Consider the following 19,731-nt stretch of genomic DNA (forward strand, 5'->3'; position numbering starts at 1 on the left):
CCTGGTCGGGGGCGGTCGAGCCGAGCGGCCGTTCGTGGGGCCGCGTCCTGCTTGTCCGTCTGTCCGTCTGTCCGTGTGTCCTGTGGTCCGCGTCGTCCGGCCGGTCAGCCGTAGACGATGCGGCGCAACTGCCGGAGGGACAGCTCCGGCGGCGCCACGGCGCGGTGCGGCAGCTCGGCCGCGATGCGCTCGAAGATCTCCGCGTTCACCGAGCCGCCCGCCTGCAGCTCGCGGTGGCGGCGGCGGACGAACTCCTCGGTCGTCTCGTCGAAGTACGCCAGCACGTCGAGCACCACCCGGGCGGCTTCGCCGCGCTGGAGCGCGGTGCTGCGCACCAGGTGGTCGACGAGGTCGTCGTGAGACGACGGGCGGCGATCGAGCACCCGTAGATATTGCGGGTTGGTCACGGCGGAACGCAACATTCCTGCCCGATATCGGGCAGGATCGCGTAGGTACGGACCAATGGAATCCGTAATTCCGTCGAGAATCGGCAGGAAAGGGGCGGTGGGTGGATGGTCCCGGGCGGTGGTGACCGGACGTGGACTCCCTCCTTCCGGATGGTTTCGGCAGCTCCGCGGCGGTCCGGGGGCGCCCCGGGGCCGGCCGGTGCCCTATATCTGGGGCCATGAGACTCCTGCGCGTCCTCGGCGCCCTGCTGGTCTGCACGGTCCTGACCGGATCGGCCGCCGGTGCGGGTGCGGCCACCGCCGCGGGGTCCGGGTCCGCGGACCGGGCCCGGGCCGCGGCGCTCCCCCCGTACGAGCGGATCGTCCCGGCCCCCGCCCGGACGGCCCCCGGCGGCCCCGGCTACCGGCTCGGCACGGGCACGGTGATCCGGACCACCGCCGGGTCCGCGGCCGCCCGGGGCGTGGGCGAGCTGCTGGCGGCGGCGCTGCGGCCGGAGACCGGGCTGCCGCTGAAGGTCGCCGGGACCGACGCGCCCGGCGCCGGGGACGGGATCCGGCTCCGGCTGGACCCGGCGGCCGGGGCGTACGGGGAGGAGGGGTACCGGCTGGCCGCCGACGAGGACGGGGTGGTGGTCACCGCCCACCGGCCCGCCGGCCTCTTCCGCGGTACCCAGACCCTGCGGCAGCTGCTGCCCGCCGGGGGACCGGCGGAGGTGGCGGGCGGCACGGTCGCCGACACCCCGCGGTTCGGCTACCGGGGGGCCATGATCGACCTGGCCCGGCACTACTTCAGCCCCGCGCAGGTCCGCCGGTTCGTGGACCAGCTGGCGCTGTACAAGATCAACGTCCTGCACCTGCACCTCACCGACGACCAGGGCTGGCGGCTGGCCGTCGACTCCTGGCCCCGGCTGGCCGCCTACGGCGGGGCGAGCGAGGTCGGCGGCGGCCCGGGCGGCCACTGGACCAAGGCCGACTACCGCGAGCTGGTGCGGTACGCGGGGGAGCGGTACCTGGAGGTGGTCCCGGAGATCGACATGCCGGGCCACGTCAACGCCGCCCTCGCCTCCTACCCCGAGCTGAACTGCTCGGGCGTGGCGCCGGCCCGCTACACCGGGACCAAGGTGGGCTTCAGCTCGCTGTGCGTGGCGAAGGAGCGCACGTACGAGTTCGTGGCGGACGTGCTGCGGGAGGTGGCCGAGCTGACGCCGGGCCGCTACCTGCACATCGGCGGGGACGAGGCGTACTCCACCCCGCACGCCGACTACGCCGCCTTCATGGCCCGGGCGCAGCAGCTGGTCGCGGCGCAGGGCAAGACGGTGCTGGCCTGGCACCAGCTGGCGGGCGCGAAGCCGGCGCCCGGGGCCGTCCTCCAGTACTGGGGCCACGACAAGACGTCGGCGGCGGACAAGGCGCAGCTGGCGGAGGCGGTCCGGGGCGGGACGAAGGTGATCCTGTCCCCGGCGGACCGCACGTACCTGGACATGAAGTACGACGCGCAGACCGGACCGGGGATGTCGTGGGCCGGCTACGTCCCGGTCCGCCGCTCGTACGAATGGGACCCGGGCCGCTACCTCCCGGGCGTCGACGAGTCGGCGGTGGCGGGCGTCGAGGCCGCCCTGTGGACGGAGAAGGTGGCCACCACGGCGGACGCCGACCTGATGGCCTTCCCCCGCCTGATCAGCACCGCCGAACTCGGCTGGTCCCCCGCCTCATCCCTGTCCTGGGACACCTACCGCCTCCGCCTGGCCACCCAGGCCCCCCGCCTGAAGTCCCTGGGCGTGGGCTACTACCGCTCGGCGGAGGTGCCGTGGCTGTGAGGGGGCCGTGGTGTCAACGCCCCGCGTACGTCCACACGTACGGACGGTCCACCGTCGATGCCCGGCGCACACGGAGCTGCTCGATGGCAGCCTGGTCTTCGCGCGGCACCAGACGCTCTTCCACATGCGAGCAGTCGACTTCCTCGAACACGGGATGCAACCGCTGCTTCCACCCTCAGGCGCGGGGCGCCGGAGTAGGGCGGGGCGGGCTTGTGGTGGGCCCGCCCCCGTGCGCTGTCAGTCGGAGACGGCTTCGTTCCAGAGGTCGAAGAGGGAGTTGCGGTCGCGGTCGGAGCAGGGGTACTGGATCAGCCAGGCGCCTTGGTGGGAGCCGCCCGCGTAGTTGAGGCAGTTGACGGACGACGCGCTCGGCTGGAACTGCCAGTACTCGTTCCAGTCGACGCCGACCGTGTTGAAGTACGAGTCGGCGTTGCTGCAGTAGTAGATGAGGATCCGGTCCCCGGTGTGGTCGCGGCCGTACTGGTTGTTCAGGCACAGGTCCGGGTGCGCGGCGGACTGGATCTGGATGTAGTGGCTGCCCGTGTGGACCAGGTTCCACCGCTGGGCGTCGGTGTGGTTGCAGGTCCACGCCTGGAGCGGGGTGCCCGGGGTGAAGTTGCTGTTGGGGACGTCCAGGCAGTAGCCGTCGGGGTTGTCGATCTCGATGCCGTACCGGTTCGCCGCCTGGGCGGGCGTGGCGGCGAGGGCCAGACCGGCCACCGCCGAGACGGCGGTCAGGATCGCGGCGAGGCGCTTGCGCATGAAGGTCTCCCGTGTGGATGTCGAGGTGTGAGCCGGGCTGGAACGTAGCCCACCCCCGACCGTGTTCCGGGGGTCCCGGGATCCCAGGGACGTCCCGGGACACCTCCGACCGGCTGACCGGCGACGTCCCGGAGACGAGAGGAAGCGGGCGCACCCCCCGAGGGGCCGGGTTTCGGGGAGGGTGCGCCCGCTTCGGGTGCTGGCCGGGGTCAGGGCCGTTCGGACGTACCGGCCAGCGGTTCGGGGGGCTCGCCGCGTGCGGGGAGCCGGTGCCAGGCGTCTCGGGCCAGGCATGATCCGGAAGACAGGCCCTACAGCGCCGCGTCGGGCTCCTCGTCGGGGGCCTGGCCGGCGTACGCCTCGGCGAGGAGCTGCTCCTCGCTGGCGCCGAGGCGCCAGTAGCCGGTGAAGCGCACCGCGCGGCGGTCCACCGAGCGCTCCTGGACGACGTGCCGGCGCACCGCGCGGACCGTGCCGGCCTCGCCGGCCAGCCAGGCGTACGTGCCCTCGGGGGCGCCGGTACCCGGATCGCCCGGGCCGGTCAGCTCGGCGGCGCGGACCGCGGCCACCACCCGCTCGGTGCGGCCGGGGCCGGCCTCGTCGCGGACGATCCAGGTGAGGTGGGCCTCGGCCGGGGTCAGCGGGACCAGCCGGTCCTCCGCGTGCGGGACCTCGAAGAAGGCCCGGACGCGGGCCGCCTCGGGCAGCCGCTCCAGGATCGAGAAGGCCGCCGGCAGGGCGGTCTCGTCCGCGTACATCAGCAGGAGGCCGCCCTCGGCCGCCTCCGGCTGGAAGCGGACCGACTTGTTCTGCGCCACCCGCGGGCCGATCGCCATGATCCGGCTGCCGGCCACCGCACGGCCCGCCCAGTGGGAGGCCGGGGAGGACTCGCCGTGCAGCACGAAGTCGATGTCCAGCTCGTCCGCTTCGGCGCCCTCGGCGGTGCGGCGCTGCTCGCGCACCGTGTACGAGCGCATCACCGGGCGGCTCTCGTCCGGCATCCCGCGCCAGGCCGCGAACCAGGTGTCCTCGCCGGTGGCGGGCAGCTCGGCGTGCTCGACCCCGGCCGGCGGCAGGAAGAGCGACAGGCTCTGGTCGTAGCCCCCGGAGCGGAACCCGGACAGCGACTCGCCGCCGAAGGTGACGCGCAGGAACGAGTGGCCGATCCGGCGGGTGCGCAGCACTTCCAGGGCGAAGAAGCCGAAGTGCTGGGCGGCCGGTACCTCGGCCGGTGCCTCGGGCTCGGTGGCGGTCATGCGGTGGGTCCCCCCGGGGAGTTCGGTGCCGGGCCGCCGCGGACGGCCCGGCCGGTGCGGTGCGGTCAGCCGGTCTTCTTGGCGCTCTGGATGGACTTGGCCAGGTCCTCGAGCAGCTGCGCGCACTTGTCGTACGAGTAGATGGGCTCGGCCACGCGCGGCACGACCTGGTTCGCCTTGACCGCGGGCAGCCCGGCCCAGGTCGGCTTGGCCTTGAGGTCCGAGGGCTGCAGGGTGCCGGTGCGGTTGTCGAGCATGATCACGTCGGCCGGGTACTTGCCGGCGTTCTCCCAGCTCAGGCTCTCGAAGAAGCCGCCCTGGTCCAGCTTCTGCGGGGTGACGAAGTCGACGCCCAGGCTCTTGAAGTACTTGAGGTCGGCCGCGGTGTCCGGGGTGGAGACGTAGAAGAGGTCGGGGGAGCCGGAGCCGACCAGCACCTTGATGCCGGGGTTGGCCTTGGTGGCGGCGCGGAGCTTGGCGGAGGCGGCCTCGAAGCGGGTCTTGGCGGCCACGGTCGCCTTGGCGTTCATGTCGGCGCCCAGCGACGTGGCCAGTTCCGCGGTGCGGGCCAGGGCCTTGTCCATGGTGACGTTGCCGCCCGCGGCGATGGCGGCGGCGGGGGCCAGCCCGAGGATCTTGTCCTTGGAGGCGGCCGGGACGTACCAGTACGTGCCGTCCCAGGTGTTGGTGGCCAGCAGGTCGGGCTCCAGGGCCGCGTACTTCTCGACGTTGAACTCGTCGTAGACGTTGCCGAGGATCTCCACCTTCGAGATGTCCATCGAACCGGCCTGGACGTCCGGCTTGCCGTCCTTGGTCTTGGTGGGGCCGAAGACCGCCTTGACGTGGACGCCGTAGTCCCAGAGTGCGGCGGCGGTGCCGGTGAAGGCCACGACGTTCTTCGGGGTGGACTTCGCGGTCAGGGTCTTGCCCAGGTCGTCCTTGAAGCTCCAGGGGCCCGCGGCGGTCTTGGCGGCACCCGCGTCCGTTCCCTTGTCCTTGTCGCCCGAGTCGGAACCGCAACCGACCAGGACGGCGCCCAGGCAGAGTGCGGTGCCGGCGGCGAGGACGCCGCGGCGGGAGAGGCGGGAGGGTCGGGACTGGGGCATGGGTGTCCGCTTTCGTGCGCGTTTCGGGTGGCCTCGGGGCCATTTGGAACGTAGGTTAGCCTAACCTCATCCGTTCGCGGTAAGGGGGTCCTCACCTCGCCCCGTCGCGCCGCCGCCCGGACGCGCCGGAGCCCCCGCGAAGGGCTCGCGGGGGCTCCGGGTCGGGTCTCGGACTGCGGGGCGAACGACTAGGAGGCGAAGCCCAGTTCGCGGGCGATCAGCATCCGCTGCACCTCGCTGGTGCCCTCGCCGATCTCCAGGATCTTCGAGTCGCGCCACATCCGGGCCACCGGGTACTCGTTCATGAAGCCGTACCCGCCGTGGATCTGGGTGGCGTCACGGGCGTTGTCCACCGCGACCGTGGAGGAGTACAGCTTGGCGATCGCCGCCTCCTTCTTGAAGGGCTCGCCCGCCACCAGCCGGGAGGCCGCGTCCCGCCAGCCGATCCGCGCCATGTGGGCGCGCATCTCCATGTCGGCCAGCTTGAACTGGATCGCCTGGTTGTCGCCGATGGCCTTGCCGAAGGCGTGCCGCTCCTTGGCGTACTTGACCGACTCGTCCACGCAGCCCTGGGCCAGGCCGGTGGCCAGCGCCGAGATGGCGATCCGGCCCTCGTCCAGGATCCGCAGGAACTGGGCGTAGCCGCGCCCCTCCGCGCCGACCAGGTTGGCCAGCGGGACCCGGACGTCGTCGAAGGACAGCTCGCGGGTGTCCGAGGAGTTCCAGCCGACCTTGGAGTAGGGGGCGGCGACGGTGAAGCCGGGGGTGCCCGAGGGCACGATGATCGAGGAGATCTCCGGCCGGCCGTCCGCCTTGCGGCCGGTGACGGCGGTGACCGTGACCAGGCCGGTGATGTCGGTGCCCGAGTTGGTGATGAAGCACTTGGAGCCGTTGATGACCCACTGGTCGCCGTCCTTGACGGCGGTGGTGCGGGTGCCGCCGGCGTCGCTGCCGGCGCCGGGCTCGGTCAGGCCGAAGGCGCCCAGCACCTCGCCGGAGCACAGCTTCGGCAGCCACTGCTGCTTCTGCTCCTCGGTGCCGAAGAGGTAGATCGGCATGGCGCCGAGCGAGACCCCGGCCTCCAGGGTGATCGCCACCGAGGAGTCGACCCGGGCCAGCTCCTCCAGGGCGATGCCCAGGGCGAGGTAGTCCCCGCCCATGCCGCCGTACTCCTCCGGGAACGGCAGGCCGAACAGGCCCATCCGGCCCATCTCGCGGACGATCTCGTAGGGGAACTCGTGGCGCTCGTAGAGGTCGCCGATCTTGGGGGCCACCACGTCGTGGGCGAACTCCTCGACGGTGCGGCGGAGTTCCTCGTGCTCGGGGGTGAGCCGGTGGTCGAGGGGCATGTCTGTCTTACTCCTTGTGGGAGAGGGCGCGGACGGTGCGGGAGGGGCTGGGCCGGCCCAGCCGGTCGGCCATCCACACGCTCGTGGCGGTGAGGGCGGCCAGGTCGACGCCGGTCTCGACGCCGAGGCCGTCGAGCATCCACACCAGGTCCTCGGTGGCCAGGTTGCCGGTGGCGCTCTTGGCGTACGGGCAGCCGCCGAGGCCGCCCGCCGAGGCGTCGACGGTGGTGACGCCGTGCTGCAGGGCGGCCAGGGTGTTCGCCAGCGCCTGGCCGTAGGTGTCGTGGAAGTGCACGCCGATCCGGTCGGTCGGCACGCCGGTGGCGTTCAGCTCGCCCAGCAGGCCCGCGACGTGGCCGGGGGTGGCCACGCCGATGGTGTCGCCCAGGCTCAGCTCGTCGCAGCCGAGGTCGAGCAGTGCCTTGGCGACCCGCACCACCTGCGGGACCGGTACGGCCCCCTCCCAGGGGTCGCCGAAGCACATCGACAGGTACCCGCGGACGTGCATCCCGTCGGCCTTGGCCCGGGCCACCACCGGCTCGAACATGGCCAGGGACTCGGCGACCGAGCGGTTGAGGTTGCGCTGGGCGAAGGTCTCGGTGGCCGAGCCGAAGACCGCGATGCGGGTGGCGCCCAGCTCCCGGGCGCGGTCCAGGCCGCGCTCGTTGGGCACCAGGACCGGCAGGTCGACGCCGAGCCCGGCGAGCCGGGGGTAGAGGTCCTCGGCGTCCGCGAGCTGCGGGACCCACTTGGGGTGCACGAAGCTGGTCGCCTCGACGGTGGTCAGGCCGGCGGCGGCCAGCCGCTGGATGAACTCGGCCTTCACCTCGGTCGGGACCGTGGCCTTCTCGTTCTGCAGGCCGTCGCGGGCCCCGACCTCGTGGATCCGGACCCGGGCGGGCAGGCCGGCGGCCGGCACGGTCATGGGCAGGCCCGGGGCGCTCATGCCGTCTCCTCCGCGTCCGCGTCGGGGGTGACCACGGCGAGGACCTGGTCCATCGCGACGGTGGCCCCGGGGGTGACGTCCAGTTCGGTGACGGTGCCGGCGTGCGGGGCGGAGATGACGTGCTCCATCTTCATCGCCTCGACGACCAGCAGGCTCTGGCCCGCGGCGACCGTGTCGCCCACCGCGACCTTGACGACGGTGACGGTGCCGGGCATCGGGGCGGCGAGGGTGTCGGCGCCGGCGTGGCCCCGGCCGGTCAGGCTCGCCTCGACCGGGTCGTGGGAGATGACGTGCCAGGTGTCGCCGTCCCGGCCGAGCCAGGTCCCCTCCGGGGAGGCGGCGTACCGGAAGTGGTGCGTGACGCCGTCCAGTTCGACCGTCAGCCGGTCCGCACCGAGGCTGACCGTACGGGCCGTCGCGGGCCCGTCCGCCCCTGGCAGCAGGACGTCGACGCCCGCGCCCGCCGTGCGGGTGCGGACTGCCACCGGGTCCTGGCCGGGGATGCGGAAGGGGTGGACGGTCCAGGCGGGGGTGCCGCCCAGGCGCCAGCCGTTGGCGGAGGAGAACGGGTCGACCCAGCCGCCCGCGGCGGGGGCGGGCGCGGCGGCCAGCAGGGCCGCAGCCGCGTACACCTCGGCGGGTACGCCCTCCGGGAGGAGGTCCGGGAGGTCGCGCTCGACCAGGCCCGTGTCCATGTCGCCGGAGACCACCGAGGGGTGGTCGAGGAGGCGGCGCAGGAAGCCGACGTTGGTCGGGACGCCCAGGATGACCGTCTCGGCGAGGGCGGACCGCAGCGAGCGGATGGCCGCCGCCCGGTCCGGGCCCCAGGCGATGACCTTGGACAGCATCGGGTCGTACGTACTGCCGACGTCCACGCCGGCCGTCAGGCCCGAGTCGGACCGGACGACGGCGGCGGGAGAGGAGGAGGACGGCTCGGACAGGCCCAGCACCCGCCCGCCCGAGGGCAGGAAGCCGCGCGCCGGGTCCTCCGCGCAGACCCGCGCCTCGATGGCGTGCCCGGTCAGCCGGACCTCCGCCTGGGTCAGCGGAAGGGCCCCGCCGGCGGCCACCCGCAGCTGCTGCTCGACCAGGTCCAGGCCCGTCACCAGCTCCGTGACCGGGTGCTCGACCTGGAGGCGGGTGTTCATCTCCATGAAGTAGTACGAGGACGGGTCCCCGCCCGGCACGATGAACTCGACCGTGCCCGCGCCCACGTACCCGCAGGAACGCGCCGCGGAGACCGCCGCCTCGCCCATGGCGGAACGAATCTCCTCGGTCAGCAGCACCGAGGGGGCCTCCTCCACCACCTTCTGGTGGCGGCGCTGCAGCGAGCACTCGCGCTCGCCGAGGTGCACGACGTTTCCGTGGGAGTCGGCCAGGACCTGGATCTCGATGTGCCGGGGCCGGTCGATCCACCGCTCCACCAGCAGCGTGTCGTCGCCGAAGGAGGACCGGGCCTCGCGGCGGGCGGCCGCGATCTCCTCGCCCAGCAGGGCGGCGTCGCGCACCAGCCGCATGCCCTTGCCGCCGCCGCCCGCCGAGGGCTTCAGCAGCACCGGCATGCCGATCTCCTCGGCGGCCGCGGTCAGTTCGGCGTCGGTCAGCCCGCTGCCCGAGGAGCCCGGGACCACCGGCACCCCGGCGGCCTTGGCGGTCTCCTTGGCGCGGATCTTGTCGCCCATCAGCGAGATCGCTGCCGCCGGGGGGCCGATGAAGGCCAGCCCGGCCTCCGCGCAGGCCGCCGCGAAGGCGGCGTTCTCCGCGAGGAAGCCGTACCCGGGGTGGACCGCCTGCGCGCCGGTGCGCCGGGCCGCGTCGATCAGCTTGGGCACCGACAGGTAGCTCTCGGCCGCGGCGGCCGGGCCGATCCGCACCGCGGTGTCCGCCTCGCGGACGTGCCGGGCGTCGGCGTCCGCGTCGCTGAAGACCGCGACCGACCGGATGCCGAGCTCCCGCAGGGTGCGGATGACGCGGACCGCGATCTCACCGCGGTTGGCGACCAGAACAGAGTTGAACATCGTCCTCACATCCGGAAGATGCCGAAGCCGGGCTCACCCAGCGGGGCGTTGGCACAGGCGGTCAGCGCGAGGCCCAGCACCTGCCGGGTCTCCATCGGGTCGATCACGCCGTCGTCCCACAGCCGGGCGGTGGCGTAGTAGGCGTTGCCCTGCTCGTCGTACTGGGCGCGCACCGGGTCCTTGAAGGCGTCCTCCTCGTCCCGGGACCAGTACTCGCCGCGGGCCTCCAGCTGGTCGCGCTTGACGGTGGCCAGCACGGACGCGGCCTGCTCGCCGCCCATCACGGAGATCTTGGCGTTGGGCCACATCCACAGGAAGCGCGGGGAGTACGCCCGGCCGCACATCGAGTAGTTGCCGGCGCCGTAGGAACCGCCCACCACGACCGTCAGCTTGGGGACCCGGGCACAGGCCACCGCGGTCACCATCTTGGCGCCGTGCTTGGCGATGCCGCCGGCTTCGTAGTCCCGGCCGACCATGAAGCCGGAGATGTTCTGGAGGAACAGCAGCGGGATGCCGCGCTGGTCGCACAGCTCGATGAAGTGGGCGCCCTTCTGGGCGGACTCGGAGAACAGGATGCCGTTGTTGGCGACGATGCCGACGGGGTGGCCGTGGATCCGGGCGAAGCCGGTGACCAGCGTCTGGCCGTACTCGGACTTGAACTCCTGGAAGCGGGAGCCGTCCACGATCCGGGCGATCACCTCGCGGGCGTCGTACGGGGTGCGGGAGTCCACCGGCACCGCGCCGTACAGCCCCGCCGGGTCGACCTTGGGCTCCTCGGGGGCGGTCACCTCCCAGGGCAGCGGCCCGCGCTCGGGCAGGGTGGCGACGATGTTGCGGACGATCCGCAGGGCGTGCGCGTCGTCCTCCGCGAGGTGGTCGGTGACTCCGGAGACCCGGGAGTGGACCTCGCCGCCGCCCAGCTCCTCGGCCGTGACCACCTCGCCGGTGGCGGCCTTCACCAGCGGCGGGCCGCCCAGGAAGATCGTGCCCTGGTTGCGGACGATGACGGCCTCGTCGCTCATGGCCGGGACGTACGCTCCGCCGGCCGTGCAGGAGCCGAGCACCGCGGCGATCTGCGGGATGCCGGCGCCGGACATCCGGGCCTGGTTGTAGAAGATCCGGCCGAAGTGCTCGCGGTCCGGGAAGACCTCGTCCTGCATCGGCAGGAAGGCGCCGCCGGAGTCGACCAGGTAGAGGCAGGGGAGGTGGTTCTCCAGGGCCACCTCCTGGGCGCGCAGGTGCTTCTTGACCGTCATGGGGTAGTAGGTGCCGCCCTTGACGGTGGCGTCGTTGGCCACGATCACGCACTCGCGGCCGCTGACCCGGCCGATGCCGGCGATCACGCCGGCGGCCGGTGCGGCGCCGCCGTACATGCCCTCGGCGGCCAGCGGGGCCAGCTCCAGGAAGGGGGAACCCGGGTCGAGGAGGGTGTCCACCCGGTCGCGGGGCAGCAGCTTGCCGCGCGCGGTGTGCTTGGCGCGGGCCTTCTCGCCGCCGCCCTCCCGGGCCGCGGAGAGCCGGGCCCGCAGGCCGTCGGTGAGCTCCTGGTGGGCCGACTCATTGGCCCGCCAGGCCTCGGACGCCGGATCGGCGGCGCTCGCCAGCACTGGTGCCTGCTGCATCCCTCGAGCTCCCTTGCTCGGTTAATGAGCGTTAACGCGTTTCCTAGAGGTTAACGAGCGCTAACCGCGCTGTCTAGAATGAATTCCCATGAGCACCAAAGCCGCCGCCCCGAGCCGTCGTGAGCAGATCCTCAAAGAGGCCGCTCGACTCTTCGCCGAGCGCGGCTTCCACGGCGTGGGCGTGGACGAGATAGGCGCCGCGGTCGGCATCAGCGGGCCCGGCCTCTACCGGCACTTCGCCGGCAAGGACGCGATGCTCGCCGAGCTGCTGGTCGGCATCAGCGAGCGGCTGCTGACCGGCGGCCGCTACCGCGTGGCCGAGGCGGACGGCGACCCGGCGGCGCTGCTGTCCTCGCTGATCGACGGGCACGTCGACTTCGCCCTGGACGACCGGCCGCTGATCACCCTGCACGACCGCGAGCTCGACCGGCTGCGCGAGGCCGACCGCAAGCTGGTCCGCCAGCTCCAGAGGCAGTACGTCGAGCTGTGGGTGGCCGCGGTGCGCGCCCTGCACCCGCAGGTGCCGGAGGCCGAGGTGCGGGTCGCCGTGCACGCCGTCTTCGGCCTGCTGAACTCCACCCCGCACCTGGGCCCGCTGGGCCGGGAGGCGACGGAGTCGCTGCTGCGGCGGCTGGCGTACGGGGCGTTCGCGGCGTTGGGGGAGTGAGGCGCACGGGCTGACGCACGGGGCGGACGAGGTGTCCGGGGAGCGGGACGGAGCGCCCGTGGTCCGGCCCGCGGCGGCAGAATGATCCTCATGCCGATATCCACGGGGACACCCAGCCGCGCCGAACTCGTCGACCATCTCGTCCGCACCCGGATCGCCGGACAGGTGGCCACTCCGCGCGAGAACAACCTCAGCCACTACCGCAAGCTCGCCAACGGCGACCGCCACTACTGGCTGGGCCTGGAGCTCGGGGACCGCTGGAGCGACGAGCAGGACGTGCTGGCCGTGATGGCCGAGCGGTGCGGCGTGGTCGACGACCCGTCCCACCGGGCCGGCCAGGACACCATCGACCCCGAGCTGACCGTCGACGGCCTGGAGCGGATGGCGGCCCGGCTGCGCAAGGCGGCCGTGGACCGGCAGGCCGTCCTGCTGGCCACCGGTCACCCGGGTGGCCTCCTGGACGTCCACCGGGCCACGGCGGCCGCGCTGCGGGCGGCCGGCTGCGAGATCGTGGTGATCCCGGCGGGGCTGACCGCCGACGAGGGCCAGGTGTGGCAGTTCGCCGACGTCGCCGTGCTGGAGCGGGGCGCGACCCTGTGGCACACGCACTCGCCGGCGCCGATGGCGGCGATCCTGGACGGGCTGGCCGCGGCCGGCCGGCCGGCGCCCGACCTGGTCGTCGCCGACCACGGCTGGGCCGGCTGCGCGGGCCAGCGCGGGCTCGACGCGGTCGGGTACGCGGACTGCAACGACCCGGCGCTCTTCCTCGGCGAGGCCGAGGGCACGCTCGACGTGGTCGTCCCCCTCGACGACCACGTCCGCGACCCGCGCTACTACGACCCGATGACCGCCTACCTCCTGGACGCGGCGGGCCTGGTGTGACGGCGTCCGCGACCCGGCCGGACCGAGGCCGGCCGGGCGCGGCGGTCAGGCCCGGGGGACCCGGACCACGCCCTCCTGGATGACGGTGATGGCCAGGCGGCCGTCCTGGGTGTAGATGCGGGCCTGGCCCAGGCCGCGGCCGCCGTGGGCCGAGGGGGACTCCTGGTCGTACAGCAGCCATTCGTCGGCGCGGAACGGCCGGTGGAACCACATCGCGTGGTCCAGCGAGGCGCCGACCACGTCGCCCACCGCCCAGCCGCCGCGGCCGTGCGCGAGCAGCACCGCGTCCAGCAGCGTCATGTCGGAGACGTACGTGGCCAGGCAGATGTGCAGCAGGGGATCGTCCACGAGCTTGCCGCGGGTCTTGAACCACACCTGCGAGCGCGGTTCGGTGGGCTGCCCGACCGAACCCCAGGGCGGGGTGGTCGCGTACCGCAGGTCCACCGCGCCGCGCGCCTCGAGCAGCCGCTCGACGGTGCCCGGGTCGCGGAAGGTGTCGCGGTAGCGCGGCAGCGCCTCGGCGGCCGTCGGCAGCGACTCGGGGTCGGGCGCCGGGGGCATCGGGCTCTGGTGCTCCAGCCCCTCCTCGTACGTCTGGAAGGACGCGGAGAGGTGGAAGATCGGCTGCCCGTGCTGCACCGCGACCACCCGGCGGGTGGTGAAGGACCGCCCGTCGCGGATCCGGTCCACGGAGTACACGATGGGCGCGCCGGAGTCGCCGGTGCGCAGGAAGTACGAGTGCAGCGAGTGCGGCAGCCGGTCGCCGGGGACCGTGCGGCCCGCGGCCACCAGGGCCTGTGCGGCTACCTGGCCGCCGAACACCCGCGGCACCAGGGACGTCCGGCTGGTGCCGCGGAAGATGTTCTCCTCGATCTGCTCCAGGTCGAGCAGGTCGAGGAGGTCGGCCAGCGCCGCGTCCGGTGCGGACGCGGCGGCTTCGGACTCGGCCAAGAGGGTTACAGGCCCATCGACTTGGCGATGATCGACTTCATGATCTCGCTGGTGCCGCCGTAGATGCGGTTGACGCGGTTGTCGGCGTACAGGCGGGCGATCGGGTACTCGTTCATGTAGCCGTAGCCGCCGTGCAGCTGGAGGCAGCGGTCGATCACGCGGTGCGCGACCTCGGTGCAGAAGAGCTTGGCGGAGGCGGCCTCGGCCGGGGTCAGCTCGCCCGCGTCCAGGGCCTCCAGGGCGCGGTCGGCCACGGCCTGGGCGGCGTCCACCTCGGCCTGGCAGGCGGCCAGCTCGAACTTGGTGTTCTGGAAGTGGGCCACCGGCTTGCCGAAGACCGTGCGGTCCGTGACGTACTGCTGGGCGAACCGGACGGCCGCGGCGGCCTGGGCGTACGCGCCGAAGGCGATGCCCCAGCGCTCGGAGGCGAGGTTGTGGCCCAGGTAGTAGAAGCCCTTGCCCTCCTCGCCCATCAGGTCCTCGACCGGGACCTTGACGTCGACGAAGGCCAGCTCGGCGGTGTCGGAGGTCTTCAGGCCGAGCTTGTCGAGCTTGCGGCCGATGGAGTAGCCCTCGGACTTGGTGTCCACCGCGAAGAGGGAGATGCCGAAGCGGCGGTCGTCCTCGCTCGGGGCGGAGGTGCGGGCGCAGACGATCACGCGGTCGGCGTGCACGCCACCGGTGATGAAGGTCTTGGAGCCGTTGAGGACGTAGTGCGTGCCGTCCTCGGAGAGCTTGGCGGTGGTCTTCATGCCGGCGACGTCGGAGCCGGTGCCCGGCTCGGTCATCGCGAGCGCCCACATCTCCTCGCCGGAGACGAACTTCGGCAGGAAGCGCTTCTTCTGCTCGTCGGTGGCGAGCATCTTGATGTACGGCAGGGCGAGCAGGACGTGCACGCCGGAGCCGCCGAAGTTGACGCCCGCGCGGGAGGTCTCCTCGTACAGGACGGCCTCGAACTTGTGGGTGTCCAGGCCCGCGCCGCCGAACTCCTCGGGGACGTTGATCCCGAAGACGCCCAGCTCGCCGAGCTTGTAGTAGAAGTCGCGCGGCGCCTGTCCGGCCGCGAACCAGTCGTCGTAGACGGGGACGACCTCGGCCTCGATGAAGGCCCGGATGGTCTCCCGGAACGCCTCGTGGTCCTCGTTGAATACCGTACGGCGCACGGCCGCCTCCCATCCGTCGCGGCGGTCCGCCGCCTTGGCTAAGCGCTTGCTCAGCTTATTAAGTTACCGGGCAGTCACCGGGGCTGTCCAGAGGCGCGCGGAGCGGCTGCGTCACATCCCCGCCCGGTCCTCCCCACGACGGTTTCACGCCATACCCGAAGCCCCGCTCGAGGCGCGACCGGCCGCCGCCGGGGCGGCGGGGCCGGCCGGTCCGCTCCGCCGCGCCCAGGGCGAACCACAGGTCCATTCGGGTGTCCGGGTCGTCCAGCTCGCGGTCCAGGAGGGCCGCGGCCTTCGCGATCCGCTGGCGGACGGTGTTGCGGTGGATCCCGAGCGCGGCGGCGGTGCGGTCCCAGCTGCCGTGGTGGGCCAGCCAGGAGCGCAGGGTCGCGCGCAGCGCGGGCGGGAGCGGGGCGAGAAGGGCGGCCGCGTACGCCCCGGCCTCGGCCGCCCCGACCAGGCCGGCCAGCCCCGCATCGGCGTGCCGGGCCAGCGGCGCCCGGGCCGCCTCGGCCCGCTCCAGGGCCCGGGCGGCCTGGGCGTCGGCCACGGCCAGGTCCGCGGGGGGCGCGCCGGGACCGGACGCCGTGGAGGTGCCGGCCGGCTCGGGTGCCGCCGGGGTGCCCGGACCGGGCGTGCGGGGCGGGCCGAGGTCCACCGGGGCGCTCAGGCCCAGCCGCCAGCCCGGCCGGGGGGTCGTCGGGTGGTCGGTGAGCAGCCGTACGGACGGGCCCTCGGCCGCGTACAAGGTGGTGCCCAGCGCCGCGGCGAGCTCGGCGGGGTCGCCGCTGCCGCGGGCGTGGACCACGGTCCAGCTGCCGCCGCCGAGGGCGTCCGCCGGGTCGCCGCCGAGCAGGAGCCGCAGGAGCGCGGCCCCCTCGCCGCCGCCCCCGGCCCGGCGGCCGGTCAGCAGGGTGAGGAGCACCGCGGCCACCCCGGCGATCGTGTGGTCCCCGGGCAGCCGGCGGGGCGTGGCCGTGCACAGCAGCGGTCCGCCGCCGGCCCCGCCCGGGGTGCCGAGGGCGTACACGGCCAGGTGCGTGCCGGCCACCGTCTCCGCGGCGGAGGCCGCCCCGCCGGCGGCCACCCGCCGCGCCAGCCCCGCCAGCGCGGCCGCCGCGGGGGCGGCGGGCGTCGGCCCGGCGGAATGGAGCGGGGGCGCGGCCTCCGGCGCCGCGGGCGGTGGGAGGACCGCCGCCCAGCCGCCCAGGGTGGCGGCGAGTCGGGCCAGGACCGCGGGGAGCGGGTCCGGGCGGGTGGCCGCGGCAGCCAGGGCCTGCTGCGCCTCGGTGACCCGCCGCAGCTCGCGCGTGCGGGCCGCGGCCATCAGCCGCCAGACCGTCCGGGCCACGGCGCTGAAGGGGGTGCCGGGCGGTACCTCCACCAACGCCAGGCCCAGCCGGTCGCAGGCCCGCACCAGGTCCTGCGGTACCTCCGCGTGCACCGGCGCCACGCCGAAACCGAGCGCTGCCACCCCGGCCGCGACCAGCCGTTCGACGTACCCCTCGTACGCCCCGGGCCCCAGCTCCTGGCCCGCGGTCAGCAACAGCTCCCCGCCCAGGAGGTAGGGCGAGGGGTCGGCCATCTCCGAGGCGTGCACCCCGTACACCGGGACCTCGGCCCCGCCGCCCGCCCGGCGCAGCCCGAGCCCCTGGTCCGCCAGCAACGCCTCCAGCGCCACGGGTGCGCTCTCCGGCCCGGGCCCGACCGGAGCCCCGGGCCCCGCACCGGCCGCGCCGGCGCCGGCCGGGCCCACCGACCCCCGCCCGCCCGCGGCCCCGCTAGGGACGGGCTCGGCGGAGGCCGGAGCGGAGGGCGGTTCGAGGGGATCGGACGGCTTCGGCATGGAGGGTCCGTACATATCGGCGACGGTAGGTGGAGGAAACGTACACTTCGTCCGCACGCGAGGGCCACCTACCCTCGAAAGAGACCCGGGGCGGCACCCCACCCGGGCGGTATGACACAGAAGGGCACCCCCTCATGAGCACCGAGCAGACGCCCCGCGGCCCCGTCGACTCCTCCCGGATCCCGCGGTACGCCGGTCCCGCGACCTTCGCGCGGCTGCCCCGGCTGGACGAGGTCGGCTCCGCCGACGTCGCCGTGGTCGGCGTGCCCTTCGACTCCGGCGTCTCCTACCGCCCCGGCGCCCGCTTCGGCGGCAACGCCATCCGCGAGGCCTCCCGCCTGCTGCGCCCGTACAACCCGGCCCAGGACGCCTCGCCGTTCGCCCTCGCGCAGGTCGCCGACGCCGGTGACATCGCGGTGAACCCCTTCAACATCAACGAGGCCGTCGAGACGGTCGAGGCCGCCGCCGACGAGCTGCTGGGCAACGGTTCCCGCCTGATGACCCTCGGTGGCGACCACACCATCGCGCTGCCGCTGCTGCGCTCGGTCGCCAAGAAGCACGGCCCGGTCGCGCTGCTCCACTTCGACGCCCACCTCGACACCTGGGACACGTACTTCGGCGCCGAGTACACCCACGGCACGCCGTTCCGCCGCGCGGTGGAGGAGGGCATCCTCGACACCGAGGCGCTGTCCCACGTCGGCACCCGCGGCCCGCTGTACGGCAAGCAGGACCTCGACGACGACGCCAAGATGGGCTTCGGCATCGTGACCTCCGCCGACGTCTACCGCCGCGGCGCGGACGAGGTCGCCGACCAGCTGCGCCAGCGCATCGGCGACCGCCCGCTGTACATCTCCATCGACATCGACGTGCTCGACCCGGCCCACGCGCCCGGCACCGGCACGCCCGAGGCGGGCGGCATGACCTCCCGCGAACTGCTGGAGATCATCCGGGGGCTCTCCTCCTGCAACCTGGTCTCGGCGGACGTCGTCGAGGTCGCCCCGGCGTACGATCACGCCGAGATCACCTCCGTCGCCGCCTCGCACACCGCGTACGAGCTGACGACGATCATGAGCCGTCAGATCGCCGCGGGCCGACAGGGCCGTTAGGCGCAGCGTGGCGGCGACGGCGAACCCGAAGGGCTGACACGCGCGTGACGCACGACCACGACCTGGTACTCCGTCCCACCGAGGCCCAGACGGCGGCGGCCCTGTCGCCGCCGCCCGGCCGGACCGGCGGGGACCTGGTCGTGGAAACGCTCCAGGGGCTCGGGGCGACCACCGTCTTCGGGCTCCCGGGGCAGCACGCGCTGCCCCTCTTCGACGCGGTCCGGCGCTCCGGGCTGCGGCTGATCGCGCTGCGCATGGAGAACAACGCGGGCTTCGCCGCCGACGCGTACGGCCGGATCACCGGTGAGGCGGCGCCGCTGCTGCTGTCCACCGGACCCGGCGCGCTGACCTCGCTCGCCGCGCTCCAGGAGGCCGCCGCGGCCTCGGCGCCGGTGGTGGCCATCTCCTCGCAGGTGCCCGCGGCCGGGCTCGGCGGCGGCCGGCGCGGCCACCTGCACGAGCTGCGCGACCAGCAGGCCTCCTTCCGCGACGTGGTCAAGTCGGTGCACGTGGCCCGGACCGCCTCGCAGATCCCCTCCGCGGTCGCGGCGGCCTGGGAGTCGGCGCTGACCGCCCCGCCCGGACCGGTCTGGGTGGAGGTGCCGGCCGACGTGCTGGCCGCCGAGACGGTGCTCCCCGAGGTCACCGGCGTGGACCCGAGCCCGCCCGAGCTGGCCCCGCGGCCGGAGCTGACCGCGCTGGCCGCGCACTGGCTGGAGACCGCGAGCCGGCCGGTGATCATCGCGGGCGGCGGGGTGGTGCGGGCCGACGCCGCGAAGAAGCTCCGGCAGCTCGCCGAGCGGATCAACGCACCGGTGGTCACCACCTTCGGCGGCAAGGGCGCCTTCCCCTGGACCCACCCGCTCTCGCTCCAGTCGTGGCTGGAGGACCGGCACATGACCGACTTCCTGGAGGACGCGGACGTCCTGCTGGTGGTCGGCTCCGGGCTGGGCGAGCTGTCCTCGAACTACCACACCTTCTTCCCGGGCGGCCGGGTGATCCAGATCGAGGCCGACCTCGGCAAGCTGGAGTCCAACCACCCCGCCCTCGGCATCCACGCCGATGCCCGGCTGGCCCTGATGGCCCTGCTGGAGACGGTCGGCGAGCGACCGGACCCGTGGGCGCCGGAGCGGGTGCGGATGGTGCTGGGCGAGATCGGGGTCCGGCTGGCGGAGCAGGACCTCGGGGCCGAGCTGGCGGTGCTGGGGGCGGTGCGGCAGGCGCTGCCGGACCGGTCGCCGTCCTTCTGGGACATGACGATCCTGTCGTACTGGGCCTGGTCCGCCTTCGACGCCCGGCACCCCAACACGATGCACTCGGCCCAGGGCGCCGGCGGCCTGGGCTACGCCTTCCCGGCCGCGCTGGGCGCCGCCGCGGCCGAGCCGGGGACCCCGGTGCTGGCCGTCTCCGGCGACGGCGGGGCGATGTACTCGCTCGCCGAGCTGGCCACGGCCAGGCAGCACGGGCTGGACGTCACCTGGCTGATCGTGGACGACGGCGGGTACGGCATCCTGCGCGAGTACATGGACCAGGAGTACGGCGCCACCGAGGCCACCGAACTGGTCCGCCCCGACTTCACCGCCCTCGCCGCCGCCTTCGGCGTCCCGGCGGTCACCACCACCCCGGACGACCTGGCCACCGACCTGGCCAAGTCCCTGGCGACGCCGGGGCCGTCGGTGGTGGTCCTGCCGGTGCGGCTGCGGATGTTCGCGGCCACGCATCTGGGGTGAGGGGGGTCCTCCCCGGGGGGGGGGCTTCGGGGCGGGCGGTCGGGATGTGCGGGGCCCCGCGCCGCTTGACGGGTCGTGGCCTGCGGGCCCTGCGGCAGGACCA

General features: G+C 73.9%; 16 protein-coding genes and 1 pseudogene. 6 read left to right on the forward strand and 11 right to left on the reverse strand.

Going from position 1 to position 19,731, the window contains the following annotated elements:
- Positions 1–104: 104 nt before the first annotated feature.
- On the reverse strand, positions 105–383 hold the full coding sequence (locus AB0O40_RS23645) for a hypothetical protein (RefSeq protein WP_365045158.1): 279 nt from the start codon (positions 381–383) through the stop codon (positions 105–107).
- Positions 384–625: 242 nt separating this feature from the next.
- On the opposite strand from AB0O40_RS23645, the gene AB0O40_RS23650 reads away from it, so the two are divergent.
- On the forward strand, positions 626–2,224 hold the full coding sequence (locus tag AB0O40_RS23650; protein WP_365045098.1) for a beta-N-acetylhexosaminidase: 1,599 nt from the start codon (positions 626–628) through the stop codon (positions 2,222–2,224).
- Between the two features lie 61 nt (positions 2,225–2,285).
- Positions 2,286–2,366, forward strand: a pseudogene (locus AB0O40_RS23655) (Uma2 family endonuclease); the annotation flags it as partial.
- Positions 2,367–2,461: 95 nt separating this feature from the next.
- Here the strand turns inward: AB0O40_RS23655 and AB0O40_RS23660 are convergent.
- From AB0O40_RS23660 to AB0O40_RS23690, 7 genes are all read right to left on the reverse strand, one after another.
- Positions 2,462–2,986 carry a ricin-type beta-trefoil lectin domain protein gene (locus AB0O40_RS23660; RefSeq protein WP_365045101.1) on the reverse strand — a complete coding sequence of 175 codons (525 nt, stop codon included), beginning with the start codon at positions 2,984–2,986 and terminating at the stop codon, positions 2,462–2,464.
- A 311-nt stretch (positions 2,987–3,297) separates the two neighbouring features.
- Positions 3,298–4,242 carry a siderophore-interacting protein gene (locus AB0O40_RS23665; protein ID WP_365045104.1) on the reverse strand — a complete coding sequence of 315 codons (945 nt, stop codon included), beginning with the start codon at positions 4,240–4,242 and terminating at the stop codon, positions 3,298–3,300.
- Positions 4,243–4,307: 65 nt separating this feature from the next.
- Positions 4,308–5,348 (reverse strand): ABC transporter substrate-binding protein, encoded by a 1,041-nt coding sequence (locus AB0O40_RS23670; RefSeq protein ID WP_365045107.1) that lies wholly within the window; start codon positions 5,346–5,348, stop codon positions 4,308–4,310.
- Positions 5,349–5,536: 188 nt separating this feature from the next.
- A complete protein-coding gene (locus AB0O40_RS23675; RefSeq protein WP_365045110.1) occupies positions 5,537–6,697 on the reverse strand; it encodes an acyl-CoA dehydrogenase family protein in 1,161 nt (386 codons plus the stop codon).
- A gap of 7 nt (positions 6,698–6,704) precedes the next feature.
- The gene (locus AB0O40_RS23680; protein WP_365045113.1) at positions 6,705–7,643 is read right to left on the reverse strand and encodes a hydroxymethylglutaryl-CoA lyase; all 939 of its coding nucleotides are present in this window, start codon (positions 7,641–7,643) and stop codon (positions 6,705–6,707) included.
- Positions 7,640–9,661 (reverse strand): biotin carboxylase N-terminal domain-containing protein, encoded by a 2,022-nt coding sequence (locus AB0O40_RS23685; protein ID WP_365045116.1) that lies wholly within the window; start codon positions 9,659–9,661, stop codon positions 7,640–7,642. Before AB0O40_RS23685 ends, AB0O40_RS23680 begins: the two co-directional genes overlap by 4 nt.
- Positions 9,662–9,666: 5 nt before the next feature.
- Positions 9,667–11,283, reverse strand: a complete 1,617-nt coding sequence (locus AB0O40_RS23690) for a carboxyl transferase domain-containing protein (RefSeq protein ID WP_365045119.1) — start codon at positions 11,281–11,283, stop codon at positions 9,667–9,669.
- 88 nt (positions 11,284–11,371) lie between these two features.
- On the opposite strand from AB0O40_RS23690, the gene AB0O40_RS23695 reads away from it, so the two are divergent.
- Positions 11,372–11,950, forward strand: coding sequence for a TetR/AcrR family transcriptional regulator (locus AB0O40_RS23695; protein WP_365045122.1), 579 nt, complete (start codon positions 11,372–11,374; stop codon positions 11,948–11,950).
- 90 nt (positions 11,951–12,040) lie between these two features.
- Positions 12,041–12,832 (forward strand): phosphatase, encoded by a 792-nt coding sequence (locus AB0O40_RS23700; protein ID WP_365045125.1) that lies wholly within the window; start codon positions 12,041–12,043, stop codon positions 12,830–12,832.
- Positions 12,833–12,877: 45 nt separating this feature from the next.
- On the opposite strand, the gene tesB is transcribed toward AB0O40_RS23700, so the two are convergent.
- Genes tesB through AB0O40_RS23715 form a run of 3 tightly spaced genes read right to left on the reverse strand, consistent with a single transcriptional unit; the run spans position 12,878 to position 16,792 of the window.
- Positions 12,878–13,783: an acyl-CoA thioesterase II gene (gene tesB / locus AB0O40_RS23705; protein ID WP_365045127.1), complete on the reverse strand. Its 906-nt coding sequence runs from the start codon at positions 13,781–13,783 to the stop codon at positions 12,878–12,880.
- 5 nt (positions 13,784–13,788) lie between these two features.
- A complete protein-coding gene (locus AB0O40_RS23710; protein WP_365045130.1) occupies positions 13,789–14,946 on the reverse strand; it encodes an acyl-CoA dehydrogenase family protein in 1,158 nt (385 codons plus the stop codon).
- 58 nt (positions 14,947–15,004) lie between these two features.
- Positions 15,005–16,792 carry a PucR family transcriptional regulator gene (locus AB0O40_RS23715; RefSeq protein ID WP_365045133.1) on the reverse strand — a complete coding sequence of 596 codons (1,788 nt, stop codon included), beginning with the start codon at positions 16,790–16,792 and terminating at the stop codon, positions 15,005–15,007.
- A 134-nt stretch (positions 16,793–16,926) separates the two neighbouring features.
- Between AB0O40_RS23715 and speB the strand changes: the two genes are divergently transcribed.
- Both speB and AB0O40_RS23725 read left to right on the forward strand, forming a co-directional pair.
- Positions 16,927–17,898 (forward strand): agmatinase, encoded by a 972-nt coding sequence (gene speB, locus AB0O40_RS23720; RefSeq protein ID WP_365045135.1) that lies wholly within the window; start codon positions 16,927–16,929, stop codon positions 17,896–17,898.
- Between the two features lie 44 nt (positions 17,899–17,942).
- On the forward strand, positions 17,943–19,628 hold the full coding sequence (locus AB0O40_RS23725; protein WP_365045138.1) for a thiamine pyrophosphate-binding protein: 1,686 nt from the start codon (positions 17,943–17,945) through the stop codon (positions 19,626–19,628).
- The last annotated feature ends 103 nt before the right edge of the window (positions 19,629–19,731 follow it).

The sequence above is a fragment of the Streptomyces sp. NPDC089919 genome (genome assembly GCF_040684615.1).
In the GTDB taxonomy this organism is placed as follows: domain Bacteria; phylum Actinomycetota; class Actinomycetes; order Streptomycetales; family Streptomycetaceae; genus Streptomyces.

Coding starts and splice junctions, on each gene's coding strand:
- AB0O40_RS23650 (WP_365045098.1), top strand. CDS start 626: ATGAGACTCCTGCGCGTCCTCGGCGCCCTGCTGGTCTGCACGGTCCTG.
- AB0O40_RS23660 (WP_365045101.1), bottom strand. CDS start 2,986: ATGCGCAAGCGCCTCGCCGCGATCCTGACCGCCGTCTCGGCGGTGGCC.
- AB0O40_RS23665 (WP_365045104.1), bottom strand. CDS start 4,242: ATGACCGCCACCGAGCCCGAGGCACCGGCCGAGGTACCGGCCGCCCAG.
- AB0O40_RS23670 (WP_365045107.1), bottom strand. CDS start 5,348: ATGCCCCAGTCCCGACCCTCCCGCCTCTCCCGCCGCGGCGTCCTCGCC.
- AB0O40_RS23675 (WP_365045110.1), bottom strand. CDS start 6,697: ATGCCCCTCGACCACCGGCTCACCCCCGAGCACGAGGAACTCCGCCGC.
- AB0O40_RS23680 (WP_365045113.1), bottom strand. CDS start 7,643: ATGAGCGCCCCGGGCCTGCCCATGACCGTGCCGGCCGCCGGCCTGCCC.
- AB0O40_RS23685 (WP_365045116.1), bottom strand. CDS start 9,661: ATGTTCAACTCTGTTCTGGTCGCCAACCGCGGTGAGATCGCGGTCCGC.
- AB0O40_RS23690 (WP_365045119.1), bottom strand. CDS start 11,283: ATGCAGCAGGCACCAGTGCTGGCGAGCGCCGCCGATCCGGCGTCCGAG.
- AB0O40_RS23695 (WP_365045122.1), top strand. CDS start 11,372: ATGAGCACCAAAGCCGCCGCCCCGAGCCGTCGTGAGCAGATCCTCAAA.
- AB0O40_RS23700 (WP_365045125.1), top strand. CDS start 12,041: ATGCCGATATCCACGGGGACACCCAGCCGCGCCGAACTCGTCGACCAT.
- AB0O40_RS23715 (WP_365045133.1), bottom strand. CDS start 16,792: ATGCCGAAGCCGTCCGATCCCCTCGAACCGCCCTCCGCTCCGGCCTCC.
- speB (WP_365045135.1), top strand. CDS start 16,927: ATGAGCACCGAGCAGACGCCCCGCGGCCCCGTCGACTCCTCCCGGATC.